The sequence below is a fragment of the Bradyrhizobium icense genome, assembly GCF_001693385.1.
GTDB lineage: Bacteria > Pseudomonadota > Alphaproteobacteria > Rhizobiales > Xanthobacteraceae > Bradyrhizobium > Bradyrhizobium icense.
Window position 1 is genome coordinate 3036537 of the sequence record NZ_CP016428.1, and the last position, 25834, is coordinate 3062370.

The window sequence follows — 25834 nt, forward strand, 5'->3', positions numbered from 1 at the left end:
CGATGACCATCTATTTCGAGATCGTCGGCCCCTACATTGCAGCCTTGATGATGAGTCTCGGTGCACTCTGCGTCTTCATTTGGGGCGTGCTCTCGGGCGCCTTCAGCGGCGCCAACGATGCATCCATACGGTTCCTGCAGAGGGAGATCGGCGATGACGGATCCGACGCACACGCCAAACACGACGGCGAATAACAGCTCACCCGCCGATCCGGAGGAGATGGAGGAGTATGCGGGTGGCACTATTCAGTCTCGCCACGGCTACATTCCCTTGTGGCTGCTGGCCGTCTATGTCGTCCTCTTCATCTGGGCGCTGTACTATCTCGTCGTCTATTGGGGTGGGCTGGGACCGGGACGGATCTAGCGATCGCGGCCCACAGGCAGGCCGGCAATCGATTGAATGCTGATTCTATAAGGAGCGGGAGATGCCGGTTGAGAAGGAGCAGAGGATGCTGGCAGCCAGGATCATTCTCGCCATCATAGGCTTGAATCTGCTCTTTCTGTTCTTCGAACTCACCATGAACGTGGTCCGTGTCTATTTCGGCTGACCAGGAGGGCGCATGTTGGAGAATCCGGTTTTCTCGCTCGCCGATGTGAGTGCAATTCAGGTCATCGCGTTTGTCGGCTTCACGATCGCCACCATTGCCTTTTTTGGTTGGGTTGCCTGGCTCGTGCGCCGATGAGCGCCTATCTGATAATCTTCTTCGCGGGGTTCGCCGGCAGTTTTCACTGCATCGGTATGTGCGGCGGGTTCGCTTGTGCGCTGGGCCGCGATCCGCAGGGACGCGGCGCGACAGTTCTGCGCCATCTGCTGTACAATACCGGTCGATTGACGACCTATTGCTTTCTCGGCGGACTAGCGGGCGCCCTCGGCCAGCTCATATGCACGCCGCAGGGAACGACAGTCCCGCTGCTGAGCGGTTCGCTTGACACCGGTCAGCGGATTCTCGCGATCCTCGCCGGATTGCTGATGATCGCCATGGCGCTGCAGTTCTTTGGCCTGCTGCCGCGCCTGCATCGCATCACGTCAGGCTCCGGCGCCAGCACCTTCGCGGCATCCCTGCGCAGCCTGTTGACGGCGCCGGGACATGCCGCCCCGCTCGCGTTTGGCGTATTCAATGGCTTCCTGCCTTGTCCGCTGGTCTACGCCTTTGCCGCGCAGGCGGCGAGCACGGCCGGAGCGTTGCCGGGCTTTCTCACCATGGCAGCGTTCGGGCTTGGGACCTTCCCCGCAATGCTTCTGATGGGCGGCGTCGGCCGAGCGCTGGCGCCGGCGTGGCGGCAGCGCGGCGTGTGGCTGGCCGGTAGTTGCATTCTGCTGCTCGGTCTCGTCACCGTTGGCCGCGGCATTCTGCCCTTCGCCGTGCACTTCGCGCATGGCTGGACAGAACCAGCATGACGGCCCAGGACCATGCGCTGTGCAGCCACTGCCTGTTACCCATCGGGCGGCGGGCGATGCGACGCACGGTGAACGGTGAGGCTTGCGCGTTCTGCTGCTACGGCTGCTGTATCGCCTACCAGGTCAAGCACGGCAAAACTGAGGAATGGGAGGCCGCTTGGCTGCTGATTCGGCTCGGTGTCGGCGGCTTTCTCTCCATGAATATCATGCTGTTCAGCCTGCTCCTGTACAGTGACGCCTTCAGCGGCGCGGATGCCGAGATGCTTCCCTGGATTCATCTTCTGCTCTGGCTGTTCGCAACACCCGCGGTGATCATTCTCGGCGGACCGTTTCTGCGCGAGGCGTGGCTCCACGGCATGGAGGGGCGCCTGACCTCCTCGGCACTCATCGTGCTCGGCGTCGGCTCCGCCTACCTTTATTCAGCTTTTGCCACCATCGAGGGCAGCCCGCACGTTTACTTCGATACGGCCACCATGGTGCTGATGCTGTTCACCGCGGGCTACTATCTCGACGCCGCCGGGCGTGCACGGGCGGCGCGTGACCTGCAGCCGCTCTTGGCCGCGGAAAGTGAGTGGGCCACCGTCGTCATTGGCGACGGAGAGTACCGCCGGCCGGTGCGCGAGGTTGACGCAGGTGTGCTGGTTCGAGTTCGGCCAGGCGAACGCATTCCCGTCGACGGCGTGATCATGGAGGGCGAATCGCACAACGACGAGGCCCTGATCACAGGCGAAAGCCGGCAGATCGCCAAGGGCGTCGGGTCGCATGTGATCGCCGGCAGCATCAATCTTGACGGGCCCCTCCTGATCCAAAGCAGCGGCGTGGCAAACGCGACCCGCTGGGCGCAGATTTGTCGATCGGTACGGGATGCATTGATCCGCCGCAGCCCGAGCCAGCGTCTCGCCGACAACATTGTAGGCTTCTTCGTGCCGATTATTCTCGTGCTGGGCATTGGAGCGTCGGTTTACTGGGCGCGGCACTTGCCATTCGACCGCGCGCTATTGATCGGCCTTGCGGTACTGGTGGTGGCCTGTCCCTGCGCGGTCGGGCTGGCGGCACCGATGGCCACCTCGCTAGGCATCGGACGGCTGGCCCGACACGGCTGCCTGGTGCGCGACCCGGCCGCGCTTGAGGCGCTGGCGCGCATCGGGCTGATCGCCTTTGACAAGACCGGCACGCTCACCTCGGGTCAGGCGCGCGTTGTCGCTATCGACAGCGATGGAACCAGCGCCGATGTGGTGCTCGCGCATGCCGCCGGACTGGAGCGTCATTCCGAGCACGGCTTGGGCCGCGCCATAGCTGCAGCGGCAGCTGCGCGCGGGCTCGAGCCAGTCGCCATCCACGACGTTCGAGTCGTGCCGGGGCGTGGCATCCGTGGCAAGTCGGACGGTCGGATCGTAGCGGCAGGCAGCGCCGCATTGATGCGCGAGTTGGGTTGGTCGCTGACGCCAAATCTGGTTGATTACGGGAGGCGGCGCGAAGCGAGCAGCCATTCCGTGATCTATGTCGGCTGGGGCGAGCGGGCATATGCTGTGCTCTCACTTGACGATACGCCGCTGCCAGAGGCGCGCTCGACCGTCGAAGCGCTGCGCCGCCGTGGGGTGCGCGTGACGCTGTTGACCGGCGATCTTCCGGCAGCCGCAGTGCGGATTGCCGCTGCGGTCGGAATTGAGAGCGGCGATATCGAAGCGGGCCTCACACCCGAGGCCAAACGTGCGGCGCTGGGACGCCGCCGGCATGACCATGGCATGGTAGCGATGGTCGGCGACGGCCTCAATGACGCGCCGGTGTTGGCCGGAGCCGATGTCGGGATCGCTGTCGGTTCGGCGACGGACCTCGCTCGCGAGGCCGCAGCGGTCGTGCTCCCATCTGGGGGGCTACGGACGCTGCCGTGGGTGATCGACGTCGCTCGCGCAGTTCGCGCGACCATTCTCACCAACCTGGCGTGGGCGTTCGGTTATAATCTCATCGCCATTGGGCTGGCGATGGTCGGAGTCCTCCAGCCAGTGCTGGCGGCGGCAGTGATGGCCGGCTCAAGTATCATCGTCGTCCTGAATTCGCTGCGGCTGGAGCGGCTGCCCGAACCAGCTCCATCCGCCGCGGCGGAGAGCGCTCCTGCACCTCGCAGCACGGCCACTTCAAATCAAAAAGCGGCATAGCCGAACGTGTCACGCGTAAAGGCCGTGTACCAGCTTTGCGCCTCGCGTGCGGCCCGGTGGCGGGTTTCGGCGCTTTCCTGCACCTGGCTGACGAAGTTGTCGACGATCTTGATCGTTCCGGCCGCGGGCTTGAAGCTGATAGCATTGCTCACTGCATCATCGGGACTAAGAAAAGTATAGCAAGTGTTGAATAAATGAGGCGATTTACGCTCGGACCCGGTCAGCGCCGCGGCTATTGCAAACGCGCAGGCCTTGGCCTGGCTATTCGCAACGAACGCCGATTTCGGCATGTCGCCGGCACTGCTCGCATCGCCCACCACATGGATTCCCGGCTGTAGCTTCGATTCGAACGTTATGGGATCGATCGGGCACCAGCCAGATTGATCCACGAGGCCGTTTTGCTGCGCGAACTGGCCGGCCATTTGCGGGGGTATGACATTTGCGACCGCGGCCTTGAACGTCTCGCTCGCAGTCTTGACGGATCGCTCCTTCACGTCGATGGCCTTTATTCCACCGGTGAATTGGGCAGGTAGCCATTCGATCATACCCCGATAGTGTCGCTCCCACGCATCCAGAAATAGATCCTGCGCGTTGAAGCTATCTTTCGCATCGAGGATCAGGATCCTCGAGCGCGGCTTATGCTGTTTGAAATAATAAGCAACCAGAGAGGCACGTTCGTATGGGGCGGGCGGACAGCGGAACGGGTTAGGGGGCGCGACGAGCACGAAGACGCCGCCATCCTCCATGCTTTCGAGCTGCCGTCGCAGCAGCTGCGTCTGCAGGCCTGCGTTCCAGGCATGCGGGATGACCTGCGTTGCCGCCTCGTCATACCCTGCGAGGGCCCCGTAGTTGAAAGCGATGCCAGGGGCAACGACGACTCGGTCGTAAGGCAATTTTGGACCACTCTTGAGCCCGACGGTCTTTGCGACCGGATCAACCGCTGCCACGGAGTCATGAATAACATTGATGCCATATCGTTGCGCCAGCGTCTTATAGCCATGCGTAAGCGACTCGAGCGAGCATAGCCCGGCGAGGTAAAGGTTGCTGAAAAAGCAGGTTGTATAGTTCGGATTTGGCTCAACCAACGTGATCTCGATCGTTCGCGCGCTGGCGGCCAAGTACTTGGCGGCCGTGGCACCGCCGATGCCGCCGCCAACAACGACAACCCTCGCTTTGGATTCGCTTGCAGCCAATCGAGGACCGAGCCCTGCAAGGACCATTGCTCCCGTCGAACGGCCGAACTCTCGACGCGTCCAGGACTTCATGGCCTAACCTGCTTGTTCAGAGCTGCGAGATAGCGCGCCACGATCACGATTTCTTCATCGCTGAGCGACAGGGTGACGGCGCGCATGATATGGCTCGGGCGCTCACGCGATCTGTACGCAAGCATTGCGCGGGTGAGCATCTCCGGACTCATGCCGAGGATCGTCGGAATACTACCATCGCCGCCATCCAGACGATGGCAGGACGTGCACATCGCGGCTAGTTTGGCTCCGTCATCGCGGTCCGCCGCCTGGCCGCGATCGGCGAGAATCATGAGAAAACCTGCAGCAACCGAAACGGCGATCATTTGGCGCATGCTGAGAGCAGCTCGATCTTGGTATCTGCGGTCATCGATCCCTTTGCGTGGGACGAAGCAATATGGCCCGTCAATGCAACACTGTTAAGTGACCGTTAGGTGGTGCTCCAATGCGTAGATGCCGCCGCCATCCTCTTCCCAAACGAACTCGAGCCGGCCGCTTTCTGTCGCACGCAAGTAGAATTCAATGAAGGGATTCGCCGCTACGGCTTCGTGGAGATCGACGCTGAACACCACGGCGTCATTGTGACGGCAGGTAAACTTGTTGATGATCCTGCGCGAGATGACATTGCCTTGGTCATCGTGCCGCAGGCCGGTCTCCATCCGATGGCTGATCAACGTCTTGACCGGAAACACTTCACCATTCGCGGCGGCGCTTGGCACTTGCACCCGGGGTGCCGGAGTGAACATTCCGAACCTCCTCCGTTACTTGCATCCATTGGTGGCGACCTCGACCCAAGTCTCGGTCATCAGCAACGTACCGTCGTTCATCTCCGCCACCGCCAGGACATATTGCGGTTCGGCGAGGCGAATGCGCGTCGACACGCGGGGTTCACTGCGTCGTGGGACAAAATGAAAGGTGGCAACCTCGACAAGCGGATTTCGCGACGCCAGCACCCTGACTTGCCTGACGTGATCGGATTCAGTCATGGGACTATCGATCACGAGCGTGAGTGGCACGGTGTAGCCATTCGGAAAGACCTGCGGCATCTGCAGATGCAGACGATCCGACGTAGTCGCGACTTTTCCGGTCAGTTGCTTAACGAACTCCACCGCATCGCTCGGGGGCGGTGAGGCGCCGAGAGCGGTGCTCGCGAGTCCGGCGCTCCCCGCAACGGCGGCGGTCAAGACGGTTCGGCGCGTAAAGCCACGTGACCTTTTCCTCTCCAACGCGAGATCCTTCCTCTCGTCGCGATCGTCAGAACTCCATGTCGCCGTGATGGTGGTCGTGATCATGCCCCGGCAAAGGTGGAGGCGGCGGCGTCGGCAGCTCGGCAACCAAGGCCTCAGTGGTGATGAGTAGGCCGGCGACCGAGACCGCGTCCTGCAGCGCGATGCGCACCACCTTGGTTGGATCGATGATGCCCCTGGAGACCAGGTCACCGTACTCGCAGGTCTGGGCATCATAACCCCAGTTGTACTGCTCCTTCTCCAGGATCTTGCCGATCACCACCGAGGCGTCGTCGCCAGCGTTTAGTGCTATCTGGCGCGCTGGCCAACTGATTGCCTTCTTGACGATGTCAACGCCATGCTTCTGGTCCTCGTTGGCTGGCTTTAACCGGTCGAGCACCTTGGCGGCGCGCAGCAGCGCGACGCCGCCGCCCGGCAAAATGCCTTCCTCAACCGCGGCGCGTGTCGCATGCATCGCGTCGTCGACGCGATCCTTGCGCTCCCTCGCGTCGATCTCGGTGGCCCCGCCGACATGGATCACCGCCACCCCGCCGGCGAGCTTGGCGAGCCGCTCCTCTAGCTTCTCGCGGTCATAGTCGGAGGTGGTCTCCGCGATATGGTTCTTGATCTGGTTGATGCGGGCCTCGATGTCCGCCTTCTTGCCGGCGCCACCGACGATCGTGGTGCTTTCCTTGTCGACCATTACCGTTCTGGCGCGGCCGAGCATGTCGAGCGTGGCGTTCTCAAGCTTGATGCCGAGATCTTCCAAGAAGGCGGTACCACCGGTAAGGATGGCGACGTCTTGCAGCATCGCCTTGCGGCGATCGCCAAAGCCGGGCGCTTTCACCGCCGCGACCTTGAGGCCGCCGCGCAGCTTGTTGACCACGAGGGTGGCAAGTGCTTCGCCTTCGACCTCTTCGGCGATAATGAGCAGCGGCTTACCCGTCTGCGCCAGGGCTTCCAACAGTGGCAGCAGTTCCCGCAAGTCCGAGAGCTTCTTCTCATATGCGAGGACGTAGGGATTCTCTATCTCCACCCGCATCTTGTCGGCATTGGTGATGAAGTAGGGCGAGAGATAGCCCCGATCGAACTGCATGCCCTCGACTACGTCGAGCTCGGTCTCAATCGACTTCGCTTCTTCCGCCGTGATCACGCCCTCATTGCCTACCTTTTTCATGGCCTCGGCGAGCAACCTGCCGATTTCGGCATCGCCATTGGCGGAGATGGTGCCGACCTGCGCGATCTCGTCGTTGGAAGTTATCTTCTTCGAGTTCCTCTTGAGATCCTCGACGACAGCCTCGGCCGCAAGGTCGATGCCGCGCTTCAGGTCCATCGGATTCATGCCGGCGGCGACTGCCTTGGTGCCTTCGCGAACGAGGGAAGCCGCCAGCACGATTGCAGTGGTTGTGCCGTCACCGGCGACATAGGAGGTCTTGCTCGCGACCTCGCGCACGAGCCGCGCCCCCATGTTCTCGAATTTGTTCTCGAGCTCGATATCTCCGGCGACCGTCACACCATCCTTGGTAATGCGGGGTGTGCCAAACGACTTTTCCATTACCACGTTGCGGCCCTTGGGCCCGAGCGTCACCTGCACCGCGTTGGCAAGCATGTCGATACCGCGCAGCATGCTTTCACGCGCCCTACCGGAAAATGCGATTTGCTTGCCTACCATGGATGGTTCCCGACTTGATCAGGCCAGGGGCGCCGCGGGCGTCTAAGTCCGAACTTGCGAGCCTCCCTTTGCTTGTCCGCACAACAGCGACCCTCGGAGCGTGCACGTGCGGCGCGCTTGCGCTGGTGATTTCAACTCACACGATTTCAAGCCGTCCAATGTTTTAAGCTAGCGGCCAAAAAGCCAATCAAATTGCTTTGCCGCGGCATTAAGAATATCTTATCAGGGTGATCACGACCCGGCAGCTTTGCTATCTTGATGCGCTTGCCCGTCATCAGCATTTCGGACGAGCCGCGGCGGAGTGTTGTGTCAGCCAGCCCGCTCTTTCAATGCAGATCCACGAACTGGAAGGGCTTCTCGGCATAGAGTTGATCGAGCGGCGCCCGGGCGCGCCGATGTTCACCGAACTTGGCATCGAGATCGCGCAACGCGCCGGAGTGATCCTTGGTGCAGTGCGCGACCTAACAGACCTGGCTCAACACGGAGCCAAGGTGCTGAGCGGAACGTTGCGCCTCGGCGTCATCCCGACGCTGGCGCCGTATATATTGCCGCGGTTGCTGCCGCAACTGGAGCTCGGGTATCCCGATCTGCGCCTTGATTTGGTGGAAGCACAGACCAAGGTGCTGCTCGCTGATCTCGAGCGTGGCGCTCTCGAAGTATTGTTGTTGGCGTTGCCGCTCAAGGTGGCAGCGGTTGAAGTTTTACATCTTGTGAGAGATCGCTTCCTCTTTGCTGTACCCGCCGGCGATCCCCTTCCGGAAACCGCGCGTGTGACGCCCTGCGAGGTGAAGAAGCGTAAGCTCATTCTGCTGGAAGAAGGTCATTGTCTGCGGGATCAGGCGCTCGACTATTGTGCCAAGGGGCGTTGGACTGTGGCCTCGAGCCTCAGTGCAACGAGCGGTGATGCAGATGGTGGCGAGCGGATATGGCGCCACGCTAGTTCCAGAAGTAGCGGCCGATGCCGAGTTGCGTGATGATCGAGTGAAACTCCTGCGTTTTGTCGAACCGCAACCCAGCCGCCATATCGGGCTTGCGTGGCGCCGGACGTCTCCACGCAAGGTCGACTTCCTGGCGCTCGGTCAGATGGTGAAGAACGCGCTGAACACACCCGTCCGGCCGCAATGTATCCGCCACGAGCGCACCGGCCTGCGAACGGAAATCTAGTAGAAAGCAGTCGGGGTCTCTAGTGAAACCGCGCATGGCCCGAGGAGATCGCTGCGGCGGTTTTTTGGCTCTGCAGCCCTGGTTCGAGCTTCGTGATCGGCCACGCACTCGCTGTGGATGACGGCTACACGGCTCTTTGACGACGAAAACCGCGGCATTCTCTCGCCTTTGCGCGAGAGGATACCTATGTTGCGGAGTACCTGCAGCGTCCCCAAAGCGACAATGGGAGGTATGCTCATGGACGCGCCGAGCAAGGAATTTGCGTTTGCGGCCAGCCTCGAGGAGCTGAAGCTCAAGGGGCGGCTCGTTGTGCGCGGTGACCATCGTCCGATCCTTGTCATCTACGACCGCGGACGTGCCTTCGCCCTCGACAATCGGTGCCCGCATATGGGCTTCCCGCTGGAGCGCGGCAGCGTCGAGGACGGCATCCTGACCTGTCACTGGCACCACGCGCGCTTCGATCTCGAAAGCGGCTGCACCTTCGACCTGTGGGCGGACGACGTGCCGATCTGCCCGGTCGAGGTGCGCAATGGTGACGTCTGGGTGAAGACCACGTTCACGCATGCCGATCTCGCCGCGCACTGGCATCAGCGGCTTGCGAACGGCCTTGCCCACAATCTTGGCCTCGTCATTGCCAAGGCCATACATGGTCAGCTCGCGGCCGGCGTACCGCAGACCGAAATCGTACGGGAGGTGGCGCTGTTCGGGGCGCAAAATCGCGACGGCTGGGGCGTCGGTCTTACGATCCTTACGGCACTCGCCAATATCCTGCCCTTGCTGCCGGAGAATGAAGCCTATCTCGCTCTATTCCACGGCGCACGCCGCGTGGCGGCGGACTGCGACGGCGAGGCGCCGCGGCGGGAACGCGCGCCGCTTGGAAGCCGGCCGGACCCGGCCACGCTCAAACGCTGGCTGCGGCGTTGGACAAACGTGCGCCATCGCGGATCCAGAAACGATCGGCACCGCCTTGCTCGACGCCTTCGACCGGCAGAGGCAGGTCGATCTCGCCGCAAGCCTGGTGGCACGGCATCTCACGCTCGGCCATTCGCCGCAGGCGCTGATCGCCACGCTCGCGCATGCGGTGCTGCGCGAAGATGCAGGCTTCCATGCGTATCAGATGCTGGAGGCGGGAGTCCGGCAGTTCGGCGCGTGGGGCGACACGGACGAGGGCCGGCACATCCTGATCGCAGTAGCCCGCTATCTGGCGGCCCATTCACCGACGGAACGCGCGTCGCTGCAGACGGCCGACATCGCCTGCCGCTTGATGCGGGGTGGCGAGCTGCATCAAGAGGCTGGATCGTCCTGACGTCACACGCTGAGGCGCACTGAGGGCGATCTGAAAGCAGACCTAACGCGTTGCGATCTTCGCCGCGATCCTGGCGCGCGCTTCGTCGCGTTCGCGTCAGCTGCAGGTGGCGCTGCACCCTGTCGGCTTCGGCTTCATCCAGCCACTACAGCTTGTAGCCGATCTTGCGCAGCAGGTCTTTCCGCCACGCAATGTCGACGTCGGTTTCGACACCCAGCGGCGAGGCGCCATCCACCACGCCGAGCACGCCGCGGCCCAGCTCCGTTTGCGCGACGATCACCTGTGTCGGGTTGGCCGTCGCGCAATAGATGCGGCAGACTTCCGGCACCGCGCGCACCGCAGCCAGCACGTTGACGGGAAAGAACCCGTCGCCCAGGAAGATCAGGAAAGTGTGGCCGGCGCCGATGGCCAATGCGTTGTCGCGTGCGAGGGCGAGGGCGGGTTCGTCATTACCCGACCAGCGCACCAGCCGGTTACCAGAGGCCTCGCAGAAGGCCAGCCCGAAGCGGATGCGCGGAACCGCGCCCACCAGCGCCTCGTGAAGGTCTTCCACGGTCTTGATGAAATGCGACTGGCCGAAAATGAAGTTGGCGTCGTCCGGCTTGACGATGGGCACCACGGTGAGTTCCATGGCTGCGCTCCTGCAGGGTGAGCTACGCAATCGATGGTAAGCCGCCGGAAGGTGATTGCAAGCCGCCACAGGCGGCCGATTTTGCTGCCACCCACGCTTCGGCTTCCTCGCGGGTCGCCTGGACCACTTCGCCGGCCGCGTTGATGGCGCGGAACATCACGGCAGCCTTGCCGAATAGCGATTCATCCCGATCCCCCGCAAATCGCGAGACAATCATGTCTCGGCAATCAGTCCAAGCGAGCCGGGTCATGATCGGAAATTGGGCAGGATCGGGGCGCGCCGCCGCCCCCAACTGCCCGGGCGTGCCTCGAACAAGCCGGGGATCGCGGTGGAGCAAATGCCACAGCGACCGTCGCCGGAGAGCCGCCAAGTGGTGATGTCATACCAGTCTCGGCCGATGATCCGCTTACCACAGCCCGGGCAGTACGTGCTTTGGCCCGTCTCATCATGGACATTCCCGGTGTAGACGAAATGCAGCCCGACCTCGCGGGCGATATCGCGAGCCCTCGTCAGGGTGAAGGCCGGCGTACGGGGCAGATCCAGCATCTTGTAGTCAGGATGGAAGGCGGTGAAATGTAAGGGCACGTCAGGTCCTAGCCTTGTCATCACCCATTCGCTCAGCTTTTTCACCTCCTCCGGGCTGTCATTGTGACCCGGGATCAGCAGCGTTGTGATCTCGAGCCAGACCTTCGTCCTGTACTTTAGATACTCAAGCGTCTCGAGGACGGCGCCGAGATGGCCGGTGCACAGCCGCTTGTAGAACGCCTCGGTGAACGCCTTGAGGTCGACATTGGCGGCGTCCATGAAGGTGTAAAGCTCCTCCCGCGCCGCCGCGTCAATGTAGCCCGCTGTGACCGCCACGTTCTTAATCCCGCGCCGGCGCGCCACCCTTGCAACGTCCACGGCATATTCGAGGAAGATGACGGGGTCATTATACGTGTAGGCGATGGAGCGTGAGCCTGTGGTAATCGAGGCCTCGACAATATCTTCCGGCGAGGCTGCGTTCTGGAGCCGGTCGAGCTCTCGCGCTTTGGAGATGTCTCAGTTCTGGCAGAATTTGCACGTCAGGTTGCACCCGGCGGTGCCGAAGGACAATACTGGAGTTCCGGGCAGATAGTGGTTCAGTGGCTTCTTCTCTATTGGATCGACACAGAACCCTGAGGAGCGGCCGTAGGTCGTGAGCACGATCCGGTCATCCTGCCGGCCACGTACGAAGCACAGGCCGCGCTGGCCTTCGTTGAGCCTGCAATAGCGCGGGCAGACATCGCACTGGATGCGCCCGTCGTCGAGCCGGTGCCAGTAGCGGCCAGGAACGCCTTCCAAACGCTCGGGTTCGGTCATGGGATTCGTCGTGTGGATCTCTGGGTAAAACCTCAGCCCTTTGCTGACGGGCATGACGGAGAGTTGCGCCACAACGCCTAGCCGGGCCGCCTACGGGCACGAGCGCCCGCGGACATTGGTTCATTCTATTCCTGATCGGCGCAGACCGTAAGCCGAACCGTCGACAATCTCGGCCGCTGAGTCCAAGAGCGCTCCCGCCGCTGCAGCATTATTGCCCCCACGCGGGCCCCCTCCGTGCCAGTGGCGCGAGCCTTCGCCCCCGCACGCCGCCGGCACGAGCGGATCGATGTCCGATGAAGAACGTCTTCGCGGGCCGATCAAGCTTTGCTTGTCGAATCAACGCTCAGATCGAACCACTAACTTCAGGTAGTGAATTCATGAATTGCTGCGCCGCAGTGTGCGCGATGCACCTGCGTCATTCGTCGCCTGAATAGCTCGTCTCCGGGCAGGTGCAATCGAGTCGGCACTTCGCGGGCACCGCGCGCGGTGGTAAAATGAATATATCACTTTCGTGATTTCAGTTGCGGATGGGAAATGAAGCCGGCGATGCGACTGAAGTGCGGACATCCCGAGTTGCCGGCGAACAGGCCGCCGTTGACGTAAGGAGATACGTCGGCCCACCGTGGTAGTTTCTGACGGCGCTGATCCGTTCGGTCAATTATATTGAGGAGGGAAGCCGCTCATCGCTCGAATGGATGCGCCGGGCAAGCTATCTGCAAAACAAGCACCCCGAGACCAGGAGGAATTCATGACACCGCTCTCAGCCATGAAACGTCTTGTTGCGGCCGGCGCGCTCAGCTTGGTGCTGTGCCATCCCGCATTTGCGCAGCAGACCATCAAGATCGGTTCGATCCTCTCGATCACCGGCCCAGCCTCGTTCCTCGGCGAGCCGGAGGACAAGACGCTGCGGATGTACGTCGACAAGATCAACAGCGCCGGTGGCGTCGGCGGCAAGAAGATCGAGCTCGTAATCTATGACGACGGCGGCGACGCCAACAAGGCTCGCACCTTTGCCACGCGGCTGATCGAGGACGACAAGGTCGTGGCGATGGTGGGCGGATCGACCACCGGCACCACCATGGCAATGATTCCGGTGTTCGAGGAAGCGCAGGTGCCGCTCATTTCGCTCGGCGGCGCGATCGAAATCATCGAGCCGGTCCGCAAGTATGTTTTCAAGACGCCGCACACCGACAAGATGGCCTGCGAAAAAATCTTCGAGAACCTGAAGCAGCGCAACCTGACGAAGATCGCCATGATCTCCGGCACTGAAGGCTTTAGCACGTCGATGCGGGCGCAGTGCACCAAGGTGGCGCCGAACTACGGTATCCAGATCATCACCGAAGAGACTTACGGTCCGCGCGACAGCGACATGACCGCGCAGCTGACCAAGATCAAGAACACCGCCGGGATCCAGGCGGTGGTCAATGCCGGATTCGGCCAGGGCCCGGCGATCGTGACCCGCAACTACGCCCAGCTCGGCATGACCGCGACGCCGCTCTATCAAAGCCATGGCGTGGCCTCGAAGAGCTTCATCGAGCTCGCAGGCCCGGCGGCGGAAGGCGTGCGCCTGCCGGCGGCGGCGCTGCTTGTCGGTGACAAGCTGCCGGACAGCGATCCGCAGAAGAAGGTCGTGGTCGACTATAAGAAGACCTATGAAGATACCACGAAGCAGCCGGTCTCGACCTTCGGCGGCCATGCCTATGACGGCCTCTTCATCCTGGTCGAGGCCATGAAGCGGGCGAATTCGACCGACCCGAAAAAGCTGCGCGACGAAATCGAGAAGACCAAGGGGTTTGTCGGCACCGGCGGCGTGGTTAACATGTCGCCGACCGACCACCTCGGGCTCGATCTCTCGGCGTTCCGCACGCTCGAAATCAAAGGCGGCGACTGGAGCCTGCTGGCGCCGGGGACCTGAAGCATGATCGCGTTCGAGACTTCAGGGCTAACGGCCTCATGGTTCGAGACGCGCGGCCGCGCCGCGCGCCTCACCATGAGGGAAGAGGGAGCGCGTTGCACTTGATGCGTCATTTCGGGACTTGATCCGGCAATCCATCCTTATTCAAGAGGATGGATGCGCGCCGCAAGAAATGGATACGCGGGGGCAAGCCCGCGTATGACGCAGAAAATATGACACAGACCCTCATCCTGAGGAGGCGCGAAGCGCCTTCTCGAAGGATGAGGCCACCGCAATGCTTGAACGCGCGCCAACGCGAGCCGCTGAGGGTCATGGCCGAATTTTTCCAATTCCTGATGTCGGGGCTGACCGTTGGCGCGGTCTATGCGCTGGTCGCGCTCGGCTTCACGCTGGTCTACAACGCCTCCGACGTGATTAATTTCGCGCAGGGTGAGTTCGTCATGCTGGGCGGCATGGTGACGGTGTTTGTTGCCGCCGCGGGCGTTCCGCTGCCGCTCGCGGCGCTCATTGCAGTTGTCGCCGCTGTTGCCGTCGGACTTTTGCTGTATTGGCTTGCGATCGAGCCAGCGCGCGGCGCCTCCGCCGTCACTTTGATCATCATCACCATCGGCGCTTCGATCCTGCTGCGCGGCGCGGCGCAGATCCTTTTCGACAAGCAATTCCACAAGCTGCCGTCGTTCTCCGGCGACGCACCGGTCAATCTGTTCGGCGCCGCGGTGCAGCCGCAGAGTTTCTGGGTGCTCGGCGGCACCGCGGTGATCGTCCTGTTGCTGTACGCGTTTCTTGAACGCACTTTGCTCGGCAAGGCGGTGCTCGCCACCGCGGCGAACCGGCTGGCGGCGCGCCTCGTCGGGATCAACACCGCAACAGTGATGGCCTTGGCGTTCGGCGGATCGGCGGCCATCGGCGCCATCGCCGGCATCCTGATCACGCCGATCACCCTGACGAGCTATGATGTCGGTACGCTGCTCGCGCTGAAAGGTTTTGCTGCGGCGATGCTCGGCGGCATGGGCAATCCGCTTGGCGCGGTGGCGGGCGGGCTCCTGCTCGGCCTGCTCGAGGCGTTCGGGGCAGGCTACATCAGCTCGACCTACAAGGATGCGTTCGCCTTCATCGTCATTCTCGTCGTGCTATTCGCCATGCCGCGGGGCCTGTTCGGGCGGCGCGTGGTGGAGAGGGTCTAATGCCGGCATGGTTCGGCCATCGCAGTGTGACGCTGATCGTGCTGGCCGCGATCGTGGTCGTGCTGCCGCTGCTGTTTCCGTCCAGCTATTACTTTCGTGTCGCATCGCTGGTGTGGGTGTCGGCGTTCGCGGCGATCGGCCTCAACATCCTGATGGGGCAGGCGGGCCAAGTCAGCCTCGGCCACGCCGGGTTCTTCGGCATCGGTGCCTATGCGGTTGCGATCGGGCCGGCGCATCTCGGCCTGCCGTCGTGGGGTGCGCTGCTCATCGGCGCGGTGATTTCGGCAGCGTCGGCCTGGCTAGTCGGCCGTCCGGTCCTACGCCTGAAAGGGCATTACCTCGCGATCGCGACGCTCGGCCTCGGCGTGCTGGTGGCGCTGGTGATCACCACCGAAAGCCGCTGGACCGGTGGGCCGGACGGTATGGCGGTAGCAAAACTGTCGCTGTTCGGATGGCGCGCCAGCGGTTCGAGCACCTGGTACTGGATCTCCGGCAGCGTGCTGGTCGTCGGCACCTGGATCGCACTCAATCTCGGCGAGACGCCGACCGGCCGTGCCTTTCGTGCTTTGCACGATAGCGAAATCGCCGCGCGCGTCGCCGGCATCGACGTCGCCCGCTTCAAGCTGCAGGCCTTCGTCATTGCGGCGGTCTATGCGTCGCTGGCGGGTTCCATGCTCGCCATGATGAACGGCTTCATCAATCCGGATCAGGCCGGCTTCCTGCACTCGATCGAGCTCGTCACCATGGTGGTGCTGGGCGGGCTCGGCTCGGTGGTCGGCAGCATCGTCGGCGCCGCGGTCCTGATCACGCTGCCGCAGGTGCTGACGGTGTTCCAGGAGTATGAGCATGTGCTGCTCGGCCTGATCATCATCGTGTCGATGATCTTCATGCGCGACGGCATCGTGCCCACCGCGTCGAAATGGCTGGCAAGGCGGGTGCGCGCATGACGATCCTGGCTGCCAGCAACATTGGAATTTCGTTCGGCGGCGTCAAAGCCATCGACGGCGTCAGCTTCGCTGTCGATGCGGGCCAGATTCTCTCCATCATCGGGCCGAACGGCGCAGGCAAGACCACGCTGTTCAATGTGGTGTCGGGTCTCTACGAGACGGATCAGGGGCGCGTCGAGCTGGTGGGCGAGGACGTGACTGGCCTTGCGCCCGACATGCTCGCTGCCCGTGGCCTGTCGCGCACCTTCCAGAACCTGCAGATTTTCCAACGCATGACCGCTGCCGAGAACGTGATGGTCGGGCGGCATTTGCGCGAAACCTGCAACCTGTTCGCCGACCTGTTCCGGCTGCCGTCGGTGACGCGCCAGAACCGCGCAACACGCGAGGCGGCGCTGGCACTGCTCGACGGAGTGGGCCTGCGTGGCAGCGCCGATCAATTGGCCGGATCGCTGCCGTACGGCGCCTGTAAGCGGCTCGAAATCGCCCGCGCGCTCGCCGCCGAGCCGCGCGTGCTGCTGCTCGACGAGCCGGCGGCCGGCTGCAACGCGGTGGAAACTGAAGAGATCGATCAACTGGTGCGCCGGGTTGCTGCAAAAGGCATTGCGGTGGTGCTGGTCGAGCACGACATGAAGCTGGTGATGAAGATTTCCGACCGGATCCTGGTGCTGGAGGGCGGCCGGCCGCTGACGGAAGGTACGCCGCGCGAGGTGCGCGACAATCCGGCGGTGCTGGAGGCCTATCTCGGCAAACACCGGGCGGGGGAGGCGGCACGTGCTTGAGGTTTCGAACCTACACAGCGCCTACGGCCGCATCGAGGTGCTGAAGGGCGTCAGCCTCGAGGTGCGCACAGGCGAGGTGGTGGCGCTGATCGGCTCCAACGGCGCCGGCAAGACTACGCTGTTGCGCGCGCTGTCGGGTGTGCAGCCGATTACCGGCGGCGAAATCCGCTTTTTCGGCACGCGCATCGACAGGCTGTCGCCGCACCGGCGGGTGGAGCGCGGCGTGACGCAGTCGCCGGAGGGGCGGCAGGTGTTCGGCCCCCTGAGCGTCGAGGACAATCTGCGGCTCGGCGCCTACATGCGGCGCGACGGCGAGATCGAGAGCGACCGCGAGCGGGTGTTTGCGATGTTTCCGGTGCTGCGCGAGAAGCGCCACCTCGTCGCCGGCGGGCTGTCCGGCGGTCAGCAGCAGATGCTGGCGATCGGCCGCGCGCTGATGGGAAAACCCAAACTGCTGTTGCTCGACGAGCCGTCGCTCGGGCTGTCGCCCATTCTCGTCGACCAGATCCTCGCCGCCATCGTGGCGCTGAAGGCGAGCGGCATTACCGTGCTCTTGGTCGAACAGAACGCCACCGCTGCGCTCGAAATCGCCGACCGCGGCTACGTGCTCGAGACCGGCCGCATCGCCTCGACCGGCGCGGCCTCGGTGCTGTTGTCCGATCCCAAGGTCAAGGCGGCATATCTCGGTGCGGATTGAAGCGGGACCTTGCGTTCGCGGAAATGTGTGCAAGAGTTAGTGATCGGCTAGCTTGGTCGAAGATCCGCGTTAGCCGGCAGTCCAAGAGCGGACATCGCGGCGATCAAAGCGCTGTTCGAATATGGGCCAGGCAGAGACATCGCGCGCGTGGCTTGACTATGCCTGTGTCGCGACCGTCGACGTGCTCCGCGACGTCGCTGACGAGCGCACTGACGCAAGCTCTTGAAGATCGCCGGTGGCTGCACGATAATCTGCCTGTTGGACGGCGCGTCGCTCCGTAGTCCGTGCGAGGATGCCGGAGGCATCCTGCAGTGGCCTTCATCACCGCAACCGATCCATCGGCCAGGCCTCACGTCTCGACCTCATGCGGCTGCTGCGCCTCAGCCCCGTCCGGATGCAAGGACTCATTGTGATGTTGCAGCTTGGCACGCCGGCCGCAGCGTCGGCGGCCTCCGCTTGGTGACCGTCGCGGCCACCGACCACCAGACGGTCCCGACGCTTTAGGGCGAGCGGTGAATTTGAGAGGTCAACCATTGGTCGAGGGAGGATGTGCTATGAGAGTCTCGCCAGACTATTCGCGTCGTCGCTTCCTTCATGCCGGCGCGGCCGGCGCAGCAGCAACCGTTGTCGCCGCGGCGACAACGCCCGTTCGTGCGGCCGCCGAGGCGGGCATGCAACTGCCACCCTCAACGGCGACGGCGCCACGGATTCTGCGCAAGCCACCGCTGCCTGAATTGGAGCGCATCGCCAAATCCTACAACTTGGCTCTCAGCCGCGACGATCTGACGTCGTTCCGCAACCTCATGGACGGCGTGCTCGCCTCGTACCGTCGCCTGGACCAGTTCGCGGAGCCGACATTGGCGGTGAAGTACCTGCGGGACGCCGGGTTCCGTCCGCGCGCCTCGGACAATCGGCTTAACGCTTGGTACTGGAGGTGCTCGATCAAAGGCGCAACTTCGGGGGCTCTCGCGGGCAAGAAAATCGCCATCAAAGACAATGTGTGCGTCGCCGGCATCCCGATGATGAACGGTTCCAACGTGCTGGAGGGCTACGTCCCCGACGTGGACGCGACCATTGTGACCCGCATCCTCGATGCAGGTGGGGAGATCGTCGGCAAGGCCGTGTGTGAGCATCTTTGCTTCTCGGGCGGTAGCCATACCTCCGACACCGGACCCGTGCTCAATCCGCACGATCCGAAGCGATCTGCCGGAGGCTCCTCCAGCGGCAGCGCGGCGCTCGTCGTCGCCGGCGAGTGCGACATGGCTATCGGGGGCGACCAGGGAGGGTCGATCCGAATTCCCAGCTCGTACTGCGGAGCGGTTGGCCACAAGCCCACCCACGGGCTTGTGCCATACACAGGTGTCTTCCCGATTGAACTAACACTTGATCATACCGGGCCCATTGCCCGTACCGCCGACGATGCCGCCCGACTTCTCGAGGTGCTCGCCGGGGCCGATGGCCTCGACCCGCGCCAACCGGCGGGAATGCGTACGGAAGCGTATACCAAGCAGCTCACCGGAGACGCCCGCGGCCTGCGGATCGGGATCGTCAAGGAAGGGTTTGGCTGGCCCAATTCCGAGCCCGATGTCGACGCGATGGTGCGCGAGGCGGCGCAGCGCTTGACGCGAGCGGGGGGAACCGTGAGCGAGGTATCGATCCCCCTCCACCGCGACGGCATCCATATCTGGAACGCGATCGCCGTCGAGGGCGCCACGGCGCTGATGGTCGCGGGCAACAGCATGGGAACCAACTGGAAAGGGCACTACACGACTTCGCTGCTGGACTTCTACGGCCGGAGCCGGCGGGTGCGCGCCAACGACCTTTCGGAGACCGTCAAGCTCGTCGTCCTGCTCGGTCAGTACATGCAGGACAACTATCAGGGCCGCTACTACGCCAAGGCCCAAAACCTCGCGCGCGTGCTACGCGCTACCTATGACGAGGCGCTCAAAGGCGTCGATCTCCTGCTCATGCCGACGTTACCTTTGAAGGCCACGCTACTCCCAGCTCCGGACGCGAGCCGCGAGGACTACGTTGCGCGGGCACTCGAAATGATTTCCAACACTTGCCCGTTCGACGTCACGGGCCATCCTGCCGCGACGGTTCCGGCAGGCATGTCGGCAGGGCTCCCTGTCGGCATGATGCTGATCGGGCGCCACTGGGAGGACGGCACCGTGTTGCGTGCGGCCGACGCGTTCCAGACCGTCGGGTAGAAGCAGCAGCAAATTGCCGGCTAACGGCGCCGCCGGGGTCCAAGGTTTGGAGGCAAGAGCTTTCTTCGCGTATGCAGGATTGGTCGGTGCGGCCATATGTTCGGCCTGCAGGTCCGGTTCACATGACCGCTGGCCATGCGGATCAGGTCCCGGTCAAAAACCCGCATTCGACAATGCGATGGCACTAGTGGGTTGTCCCGATCGCCGGATCGATCGGCTCTGCATTACGTGATGTTCGCCCCTCCAAACCATCACATCACGCCGGACCGGGAGCTCGGCGCAATCACTTCGCCAGAATATTCTGGTTCGCGGCGGGTTGGAGTACGATATCCGCCGTTGAATATGCCGCACCCACACGATCAGGGGAGGATAGCATGTGCATGTTTGAACAGTGCCGCGAGGCTCTGGGCGAATCTTTCCGCCATTTAGCAGCTCGGTTGGCGGTGACTGCCTTCGCGGCGACCGCAGTTCTGCTGCCGACTGGTCCCTTGAGTGCCCAAGGATACGAGATTTGGGCGCTCGATCAGGGCACCAACATCGTTCACATTTACAACGCCAGGCTTGAAGAAGTTGGCCGCATCGACATGAACGCGCACGGAGTACGTGTGCCGCACATGATCCACTTCACCTCCGACTACGCCCATGCCTTCATCGCCAGCACTGCGTCCGGGGATGTCTCCATGATCCGAACGGCGGACCGCCAAGTCGTTTCAGTGCTCAAGACCGGGCCGGGCACCCACATGGCGGTGGTGAAGCCCGACGACAGTGCGGTGATCGCCGACGTGATCGGCGATCCGAAGGATCCGCGCTCCGGCAGGCTCGTCGAGATCAAGATCGACAAGCAAAGGGGCGAATTTACTCTCGGCCGGACTCTTGTAATTGCCGACGACCCGATGATCAAGAAAGCCGCCGACAGGTTCAGTGTGACGCGGGCGATCTGCCACGACTATTCGGCGGATGGCCGCTTCGCCTATGTGACGCTCGGACCGGCGTTGAAGGACGGTGGCCTTGTCGTTCTCGACACCCAGAAGTTCGAACTGGTTGCCGCTTTTCCGGCGACCGAGATACGTGCGAATTGCGGAACCGTGGCGCTCCCGGACAAGAAGCACATCATCATCAACGGCGGCGACAAGGAAGTCGGCGTCTGGTACGTATTGGAGACCGGGACCCACAAGGTGGTGAAGCAGGGCGAAAGCCGCGGCTTCGATGCGCACGGCACTTGGGCGACACCGAACGGCCGCGAGATCTGGATGGTGAACCGAGTGTCCAGCAACGGCATCATCCTTGATGCCAAGACGTTCGACATCATGGCCGAGTTGAAGGACATCGGGCCGACGCCGGATATCATTGCAATGTCGCCTGACTCGCAGTTTGCTTTCATCAGCCTGCGCGGCCCAAACCCGGTGTCGGCACCGCATCTGGCGAAGGGGACGACGCCCGGATTCTCGGTGGTGAGCATCCCGGAACGCAAGCTGATCAAGCTGATCGAGCCGGCGAAGGGGAACGAGAAGAGCGATTTTCATGGCATTGGCGTACGCCAAATAAGGTAACCTCCGTGCCGCAGGTTGCTCGCGCCAAAAAGAAACAGCCGGTATCCAGGATGTGGACCGGCTGAAACGGCTGAGGCTGTTTTGGTGCAACGATGGTGGTCGAGAACTTTGCACCGGTAAGCGCCCTGGTTGGCGGCATCCTGAATGGCGTCGCAACCTTACTACTGCTGGCGGCGAACGGGCGCATGGCTGGGATCGGCGACATCGCGGGAAGGCTGCTCAATCCGCGCCCCGGTGAGATTGCGTTGCGCAGGCACTCGAAATGATTTCCAACACTTGCCCGTTCGACGTTACTGGCCATCCCGCCGCCACGGTTCCGGCAGGCATGTCGGCAGGGCTCCCTGTCGGCATGATGCTGATCGGGCGCCACTGGGAGGACGGCACCGTGCTGCGTGCGGCTGACGCGTTCCAGACCGTCGGGTAGAAGCAGCAGCAAATTGCCGGCTAACGACAACACTAGCGTCCAAGGTTCGGAAGCGGAGGCCCGCGCGCTATCCGACGCGAGCCTCTGCCGTTTACGGTCCACCCTCATCGTCTGCTCTCCAGATGACAGGTTATTAGGATAGCCCTCAAATGCGCACTCGGTCGCAGGGCTATGTAAGACCAGATTCTCTCATGACTGCGGAGGCAAGAGACGCATACGGGCGCTTCTAGCGAACCGAAGGGAGAAACAAGATGGAAGACGTCGACCCAGATCTTTGTACCCCGCCCCGAGCAGTTTCGGGCTATGCGCAGCCACCCATACGCAGGGACTGTCACAAAGCGCCTCCGTTTACGCGTGCCTGCCTTGGTTGCGGCCACGGCATCCATCGGACATTCAAATCGAGGATGTCCGTCGACGGGTGGCCCGCCTCGCGCAGCTCGTGCCGCGCCCACCGCGCGGAACCGACTGGCTTGGGAGGGCAAATGACGACCGGTCGAAGGTCTTCTTGCAGGCAAGGCGTGCGGCCGGCACAGCTCACGGCCAACCGGCTTCAACCGGCGCAGATGAGCTATGCGCGCCTCAAGGAGGTGGGGGGCCTATCCTTCCGCACGCCGCGGCCGTGTTCGTAGCCGCAAGTCTCCGAGCTTTCATTGCCGGGAATGATGAGCGATAATGAACAGGCCAGTCGCGACAGGTATGTGCCCGGCGTGGTGGAACCTGTGCATGGAGGTGGTAAAGGCCGATGCGATGCCACGAGAGCAAGCGCTCGTTTGGCCGACCTCGACATCGACATCGTTCACCGGCAATCGCCGAATGGTGATTGGGAGCAGATATCAATCAACCTGCGGGCAACGCCATCCTTCGAAGCGCTCGGGTCCTCGTTCGAGGCAGCTAACCCTTTCACGTTTTGGGTGCAGGCCACACGATTTATGTGGATACCGTGGCTGCTCACGGCGCAGACGATGATGCTGCCGGCAAGCAGGCCGCGAACGCTCCCGAGCGTCGTCCACCCAGAGCAAGAGGCGCCGACGGCTAACGGTTAGCGAGCCAAAGGATCAGGGAAAGGATCACGCTGACCAGCAGCGATGTTGCGAGCGGGATATAAACGCGGAAGTTGTCGCGCTCGATGACAATGTCGCCGGGCAACCGGCCCAAGCCGATCTTGTTGATCACTGGCCATAGCAGCCCAAGCGCAACGAGCGACAAGCCGAAGATGATAAGCAGACGCGAGATCGACATTGCGCCGAGCCTACGATCACAGTGGCGAGCCGATTGAGGGAGACCAAGCGGGATTTGGCGTGCTGTTGTGACCGCGTCCGTCGCACGGCTCGGATGGGTCAGTATAGCGTTTTCGAGCGAAGTGCATACACGCAGTTGGGCAAGCTAACACCATGATTGCCCTGTTCACGGATTTTGGGTTGCACGGCCCGTATACGGGTCAGATGAAGGCGGTGCTGCACCAGATGGCGCCGGGCATACCCATTATCGACCTCTTCGCCGATGCGCCAGTCGGCAATTCCAGGGCATCGGCGTATCTGTTGGCGGCCTATGCTGGATGGTTTCCGGTGCGAACCGTCTTTCTCTGCGTTGTCGATCCCGGCGTCGGCGGAACGCGGCCATCCATTTTTCTCGAGGCCGATGGCCGCTGGTATGTCGGTCCCGGCAACGGCTTGTTTGAGCTGATCCAGCGTAGAGCCCAAGAGACGCGCAGCTGGGACATCGACTGGAAGCCGAAGCATCTCTCGGCCAGTTTTCACGGGCGCGACCTCTTCGCCCCGGTGGCAGCCATGCTGGCGCGCGATGATCCGCCCCCCGGCCAGCCACGTCACGATGACGCAGATCGCCGAGCAGACTGGCCGGACGACCTCTGCGAGATCGTCTACATCGATCACTACGGCAATGCGATGACCGGGCTGAGGGCGGCTATGCTGCCGCCCGGCGCAAGGCTGACCGCGGCAGGTCGGGTTCTGGACCGCGCGAGGACCTTCAGCGATCTGCCGCCAGGCGTGGCCTTCTGGTATGAGAACTCCAACGGGCTTGCCGAAATTGCCGTCAATCAGGGGCGGGCGGACCGCGATCTCGGTCTTGCCATCGGCGGTCCGGTCGAGATTGTCGCATGACGTCGCATGAACAAAGGCTTGCCGCTTTGACCCGAAATCAACATTGGACCGAGCAGCGCCCTCATCCGCATCGGCCGAAGCAGCCGGAGCGCCGCGACAAACCGCAGGCTAGCGCTAACAGGCGCCTTGCGGAGCAGATCCGCAAGATCCTGCGCAAACACTACATGAGCAAATACCGGGTGCAGTGAAATCGCGAAGTCTGAACTTTAAAGCAAGCCTCCTATGGTTGCCGGAGCGCGATCGCGCTTCACCAGCCGCTGCCAGGGCGGGGGAGCAGGTCCCATGAGCGATTTGACCAGACTGACAGTTTGGGACGACCCGGCCATCTACGGTGCCTTGTCCTGGTACCTGGCCGTTGCGGAGAACCAGCGACCGGCCAAGTTTCGCATTGCCGCGACGGTCGCCACGAAGCTCGACCCGGCGACCAGCAGCGAGGGTGCGCTCTGGGTCGAACTCGACCGCCTCACGCCGATATTTCTCGCGCGCTGGGAGGCGATCCGGGCGGGTCAACGATTGCCGCCGGCGGCGGAAGGACCGAGCCTGCTGGAGCTGTGCCGCGAGCTCGCCTACCGCATGCTCGGACACTGCAATTTCTGTCCATGGGATTGCCGCGTCGACCGTGCGTTGGGGGCCAGGTTCGGCGCCTGCAAACTCGCCGCCGGCTCGCGCGTGAGCTCGCATTTCCATCACACCGGCGAGGAACTGTTCTATCGCGGCAGCGAGGGCTCGGGCACGATCTTCTTCACCTCATGCAACATGCGGTGCGCCTTCTGCCAGAACGGTGACATCAGCACCGATAAAGACAATGGCGAAGAGACGGACCCGCGCACGCTAGCGGCGATGGCCTGGACGCTGCGCCGCGAGGGTTGCCACAACATCAATTGGGTCGGCGGCGAGGTCGTCATTCACCTGCATGCCATCGTCGACGCCATCGCGTTGTTGGGCCGCGACTACACGCCCACGCAGGCGGAGCTGGCGCGAGCGCGCAAAACGAAGGCTGACCGTTTTCTCTGGTACGACGAGGTGCCCGATGCCGCTCTCTATGACGAGGCGTTCAATGCGCCGATGCTCTGGAACAGCAACTTCTTCATGACTCTCGAAAGCATGAGGATCCTGCGCATCCTGACCGATGTGTGGCTCCCCGATTTCAAATTCGGTCCCGGCCGCTGCGCGACGACGCTGGCGAAGACGCCATGGTACTGGGAGACGGTGACGCGCAACATTGAGCTGCTCGACGAGTGGGGGGAGGATTTCTCGATCCGCCACCTGGTGATGCCCAATCACATCGAGTGCTGCACATATCCGGTGCTGGAATGGATTGCCGAGCGCGTGCCGGCCGCGCCGGTGAACGTGATGGCGCAGTTCCATCCCGACAATTTCTGTGATCCGGCGAGCGCCAAGTACCGGGACAAATACGCGGAGATCGCCCGCCGACCGACGCACGCGGAGCTTGAGGATTCTTGGCGCCGCGCTCGCGAACTAGGCCTCAAATTCGAGACCGCTACATTCGAGCGTCGCAATACTTTCGGCATATCGGCGATGCTCAAGATCTGATAACTCGCTGAAGCATGCGCTTCTTAATCAGCCGTCCCAGGTTCGAGCCGTGTGCACCGAGAGTGCGAAAGCGCGATTTTCGCTTCCAATCTAGTCGGATATGATCCTAGAGAAACCAATCTGCGGAAGCTCGGTCGCACGAAATTCTTCAGTCGGTCCAGTCATACGCAGGACCGAGCGAGAGAAAAATAAATAAACGAAATGAATGACTTACGCTGGAAGTTTTCTTGCGCGCCCATGATGGATTGGACCGGGACATCTCAAAAAGCAAAGCGCGATCAGCACTTAAGCGCAGTCGTTGCCAGCTATGCTGTAC

Annotated in this window: 29 protein-coding genes and 2 pseudogenes; 21 read left to right on the top strand and 10 right to left on the bottom strand. The window is 62.6% G+C overall.

From position 1 onward, the window contains the following. The first annotated feature begins 2 nt into the window (after positions 1-2). From LMTR13_RS14155 to LMTR13_RS14165, 6 genes are all read left to right on the top strand, one after another. Positions 3-194: a hypothetical protein gene (locus LMTR13_RS14155; RefSeq protein ID WP_065728413.1), complete on the top strand. Its 192-nt coding sequence runs from the start codon at positions 3-5 to the stop codon at positions 192-194. Next, on the top strand, positions 154-363 hold the full coding sequence (locus tag LMTR13_RS40745; protein WP_156795620.1) for a hypothetical protein: 210 nt from the start codon (positions 154-156) through the stop codon (positions 361-363). Before LMTR13_RS14155 ends, LMTR13_RS40745 begins: the two co-directional genes overlap by 41 nt. A 61-nt stretch (positions 364-424) precedes the next feature. Then, positions 425-547, top strand: a complete 123-nt coding sequence (locus LMTR13_RS43150) for a hypothetical protein (protein WP_257784730.1) — start codon at positions 425-427, stop codon at positions 545-547. A gap of 12 nt (positions 548-559) precedes the next feature. After that, positions 560-682: a hypothetical protein gene (locus LMTR13_RS43155; RefSeq protein WP_257784731.1), complete on the top strand. Its 123-nt coding sequence runs from the start codon at positions 560-562 to the stop codon at positions 680-682. Beyond that, positions 679-1398 carry a sulfite exporter TauE/SafE family protein gene (locus tag LMTR13_RS14160; protein WP_065728414.1) on the top strand — a complete coding sequence of 240 codons (720 nt, stop codon included), beginning with the start codon at positions 679-681 and terminating at the stop codon, positions 1396-1398. The genes LMTR13_RS43155 and LMTR13_RS14160 overlap by 4 nt, the downstream gene beginning before the upstream one ends. Further along, entirely contained in the window at positions 1395-3554 is a 2160-nt protein-coding gene (locus tag LMTR13_RS14165) for a heavy metal translocating P-type ATPase (protein ID WP_236843383.1), read from the top strand. Before LMTR13_RS14160 ends, LMTR13_RS14165 begins: the two co-directional genes overlap by 4 nt. On the opposite strand, the gene LMTR13_RS14170 is transcribed toward LMTR13_RS14165, so the two are convergent. The 5 genes from LMTR13_RS14170 to groL form a co-directional block, all read right to left on the bottom strand. Continuing rightward, a complete protein-coding gene (locus LMTR13_RS14170) occupies positions 3539-4819 on the bottom strand; it encodes an NAD(P)/FAD-dependent oxidoreductase (protein ID WP_083219038.1) in 1281 nt (426 codons plus the stop codon). The genes LMTR13_RS14165 and LMTR13_RS14170 overlap by 16 nt on opposite strands. Then, positions 4816-5124, bottom strand: a complete 309-nt coding sequence (locus tag LMTR13_RS14175) for a c-type cytochrome (RefSeq protein WP_156795621.1) — start codon at positions 5122-5124, stop codon at positions 4816-4818. Before LMTR13_RS14175 ends, LMTR13_RS14170 begins: the two co-directional genes overlap by 4 nt. Before the next feature lie 93 nt (positions 5125-5217). Next, a complete protein-coding gene (gene soxZ / locus LMTR13_RS14180) occupies positions 5218-5544 on the bottom strand; it encodes a thiosulfate oxidation carrier complex protein SoxZ (protein WP_065728417.1) in 327 nt (108 codons plus the stop codon). Positions 5545-5559: 15 nt separating this feature from the next. Further along, entirely contained in the window at positions 5560-5982 is a 423-nt protein-coding gene (locus LMTR13_RS14185; RefSeq protein ID WP_236843384.1) for a thiosulfate oxidation carrier protein SoxY, read from the bottom strand. Positions 5983-6052: 70 nt separating this feature from the next. Continuing rightward, positions 6053-7696, bottom strand: a complete 1644-nt coding sequence (groL, locus tag LMTR13_RS14190) for a chaperonin GroEL (RefSeq protein WP_065728418.1) — start codon at positions 7694-7696, stop codon at positions 6053-6055. A 227-nt stretch (positions 7697-7923) separates the two neighbouring features. Here groL and LMTR13_RS14195 point away from each other — a divergent pair. From LMTR13_RS14195 to LMTR13_RS42475, 3 genes and pseudogenes are all read left to right on the top strand, one after another. Beyond that, positions 7924-8860 (top strand): annotated as a pseudogene (locus LMTR13_RS14195) (LysR substrate-binding domain-containing protein). Between the two features lie 237 nt (positions 8861-9097). Beyond that, positions 9098-9349 (top strand): annotated as a pseudogene (locus LMTR13_RS42470) (Rieske (2Fe-2S) protein); the annotation flags it as partial. Positions 9350-9827: 478 nt separating this feature from the next. Continuing rightward, the gene (locus LMTR13_RS42475; RefSeq protein ID WP_236843537.1) at positions 9828-10166 is read left to right on the top strand and encodes a hypothetical protein; all 339 of its coding nucleotides are present in this window, start codon (positions 9828-9830) and stop codon (positions 10164-10166) included. Between the two features lie 145 nt (positions 10167-10311). Here LMTR13_RS42475 and LMTR13_RS14210 read toward each other — a convergent pair whose 3' ends face one another. From LMTR13_RS14210 to LMTR13_RS41715, 4 genes are read right to left on the bottom strand one after another with little or no spacing between them, the layout of a single operon-like run. Next, positions 10312-10797, bottom strand: coding sequence for an adenosine-specific kinase (locus LMTR13_RS14210; protein ID WP_065728421.1), 486 nt, complete (start codon positions 10795-10797; stop codon positions 10312-10314). A 22-nt stretch (positions 10798-10819) separates the two neighbouring features. Then, the gene (locus LMTR13_RS14215) at positions 10820-11014 is read right to left on the bottom strand and encodes a hypothetical protein (RefSeq protein WP_065728422.1); all 195 of its coding nucleotides are present in this window, start codon (positions 11012-11014) and stop codon (positions 10820-10822) included. A gap of 29 nt (positions 11015-11043) precedes the next feature. Then, positions 11044-11835 carry an AmmeMemoRadiSam system radical SAM enzyme gene (gene amrS / locus LMTR13_RS14220; RefSeq protein WP_197521154.1) on the bottom strand — a complete coding sequence of 264 codons (792 nt, stop codon included), beginning with the start codon at positions 11833-11835 and terminating at the stop codon, positions 11044-11046. Between the two features lie 3 nt (positions 11836-11838). Continuing rightward, the gene (locus LMTR13_RS41715; RefSeq protein ID WP_197521104.1) at positions 11839-12138 is read right to left on the bottom strand and encodes a hypothetical protein; all 300 of its coding nucleotides are present in this window, start codon (positions 12136-12138) and stop codon (positions 11839-11841) included. A 766-nt stretch (positions 12139-12904) separates the two neighbouring features. On the opposite strand from LMTR13_RS41715, the gene LMTR13_RS14225 reads away from it, so the two are divergent. From LMTR13_RS14225 to LMTR13_RS39240, 9 genes are all read left to right on the top strand, one after another. Continuing rightward, complete coding sequence (locus LMTR13_RS14225; RefSeq protein ID WP_418219795.1) at positions 12905-14053, top strand: ABC transporter substrate-binding protein; 1149 nt, start codon at positions 12905-12907, stop codon at positions 14051-14053. Positions 14054-14364: 311 nt separating this feature from the next. Continuing rightward, positions 14365-15237 carry a branched-chain amino acid ABC transporter permease gene (locus LMTR13_RS14230; protein ID WP_065728423.1) on the top strand — a complete coding sequence of 291 codons (873 nt, stop codon included), beginning with the start codon at positions 14365-14367 and terminating at the stop codon, positions 15235-15237. After that, a complete protein-coding gene (locus LMTR13_RS14235) occupies positions 15237-16184 on the top strand; it encodes a branched-chain amino acid ABC transporter permease (protein ID WP_065728424.1) in 948 nt (315 codons plus the stop codon). Before LMTR13_RS14230 ends, LMTR13_RS14235 begins: the two co-directional genes overlap by 1 nt. Further along, positions 16181-16963, top strand: a complete 783-nt coding sequence (locus LMTR13_RS14240) for an ABC transporter ATP-binding protein (RefSeq protein ID WP_065732681.1) — start codon at positions 16181-16183, stop codon at positions 16961-16963. The genes LMTR13_RS14235 and LMTR13_RS14240 overlap by 4 nt, the downstream gene beginning before the upstream one ends. Beyond that, complete coding sequence (locus tag LMTR13_RS14245; RefSeq protein WP_065728425.1) at positions 16956-17660, top strand: ABC transporter ATP-binding protein; 705 nt, start codon at positions 16956-16958, stop codon at positions 17658-17660. The genes LMTR13_RS14240 and LMTR13_RS14245 overlap by 8 nt, the downstream gene beginning before the upstream one ends. 671 nt (positions 17661-18331) lie before the next feature. Beyond that, complete coding sequence (locus LMTR13_RS14250) at positions 18332-19870, top strand: amidase (RefSeq protein WP_065732682.1); 1539 nt, start codon at positions 18332-18334, stop codon at positions 19868-19870. Between the two features lie 488 nt (positions 19871-20358). Continuing rightward, positions 20359-21420, top strand: a complete 1062-nt coding sequence (locus LMTR13_RS14255; protein WP_156795623.1) for a YncE family protein — start codon at positions 20359-20361, stop codon at positions 21418-21420. 92 nt (positions 21421-21512) lie between these two features. Beyond that, positions 21513-21686 carry a YeeE/YedE family protein gene (locus LMTR13_RS40750; protein ID WP_156795624.1) on the top strand — a complete coding sequence of 58 codons (174 nt, stop codon included), beginning with the start codon at positions 21513-21515 and terminating at the stop codon, positions 21684-21686. Beyond that, positions 21683-21844, top strand: a complete 162-nt coding sequence (locus LMTR13_RS39240; protein ID WP_083219040.1) for an amidase family protein — start codon at positions 21683-21685, stop codon at positions 21842-21844. The genes LMTR13_RS40750 and LMTR13_RS39240 overlap by 4 nt, the downstream gene beginning before the upstream one ends. Before the next feature lie 1032 nt (positions 21845-22876). Here the strand turns inward: LMTR13_RS39240 and LMTR13_RS14265 are convergent. Beyond that, entirely contained in the window at positions 22877-23083 is a 207-nt protein-coding gene (locus LMTR13_RS14265; RefSeq protein ID WP_249727198.1) for a DUF2905 domain-containing protein, read from the bottom strand. Positions 23084-23235: 152 nt separating this feature from the next. Here LMTR13_RS14265 and LMTR13_RS14270 point away from each other — a divergent pair, with 152 nt between their 5' ends. The 3 genes from LMTR13_RS14270 to LMTR13_RS14280 all read left to right on the top strand — a co-directional run bounded on the left by LMTR13_RS14270 (position 23236) and on the right by LMTR13_RS14280 (position 25518). Then, the gene (locus LMTR13_RS14270) at positions 23236-23964 is read left to right on the top strand and encodes an SAM hydrolase/SAM-dependent halogenase family protein (protein WP_065728428.1); all 729 of its coding nucleotides are present in this window, start codon (positions 23236-23238) and stop codon (positions 23962-23964) included. After that, positions 23961-24152: a hypothetical protein gene (locus tag LMTR13_RS14275; protein ID WP_065728429.1), complete on the top strand. Its 192-nt coding sequence runs from the start codon at positions 23961-23963 to the stop codon at positions 24150-24152. The genes LMTR13_RS14270 and LMTR13_RS14275 overlap by 4 nt, the downstream gene beginning before the upstream one ends. 94 nt (positions 24153-24246) lie before the next feature. Beyond that, the gene (locus LMTR13_RS14280; RefSeq protein WP_065728430.1) at positions 24247-25518 is read left to right on the top strand and encodes a radical SAM protein; all 1272 of its coding nucleotides are present in this window, start codon (positions 24247-24249) and stop codon (positions 25516-25518) included. Positions 25519-25834: the final 316 nt, after the last annotated feature.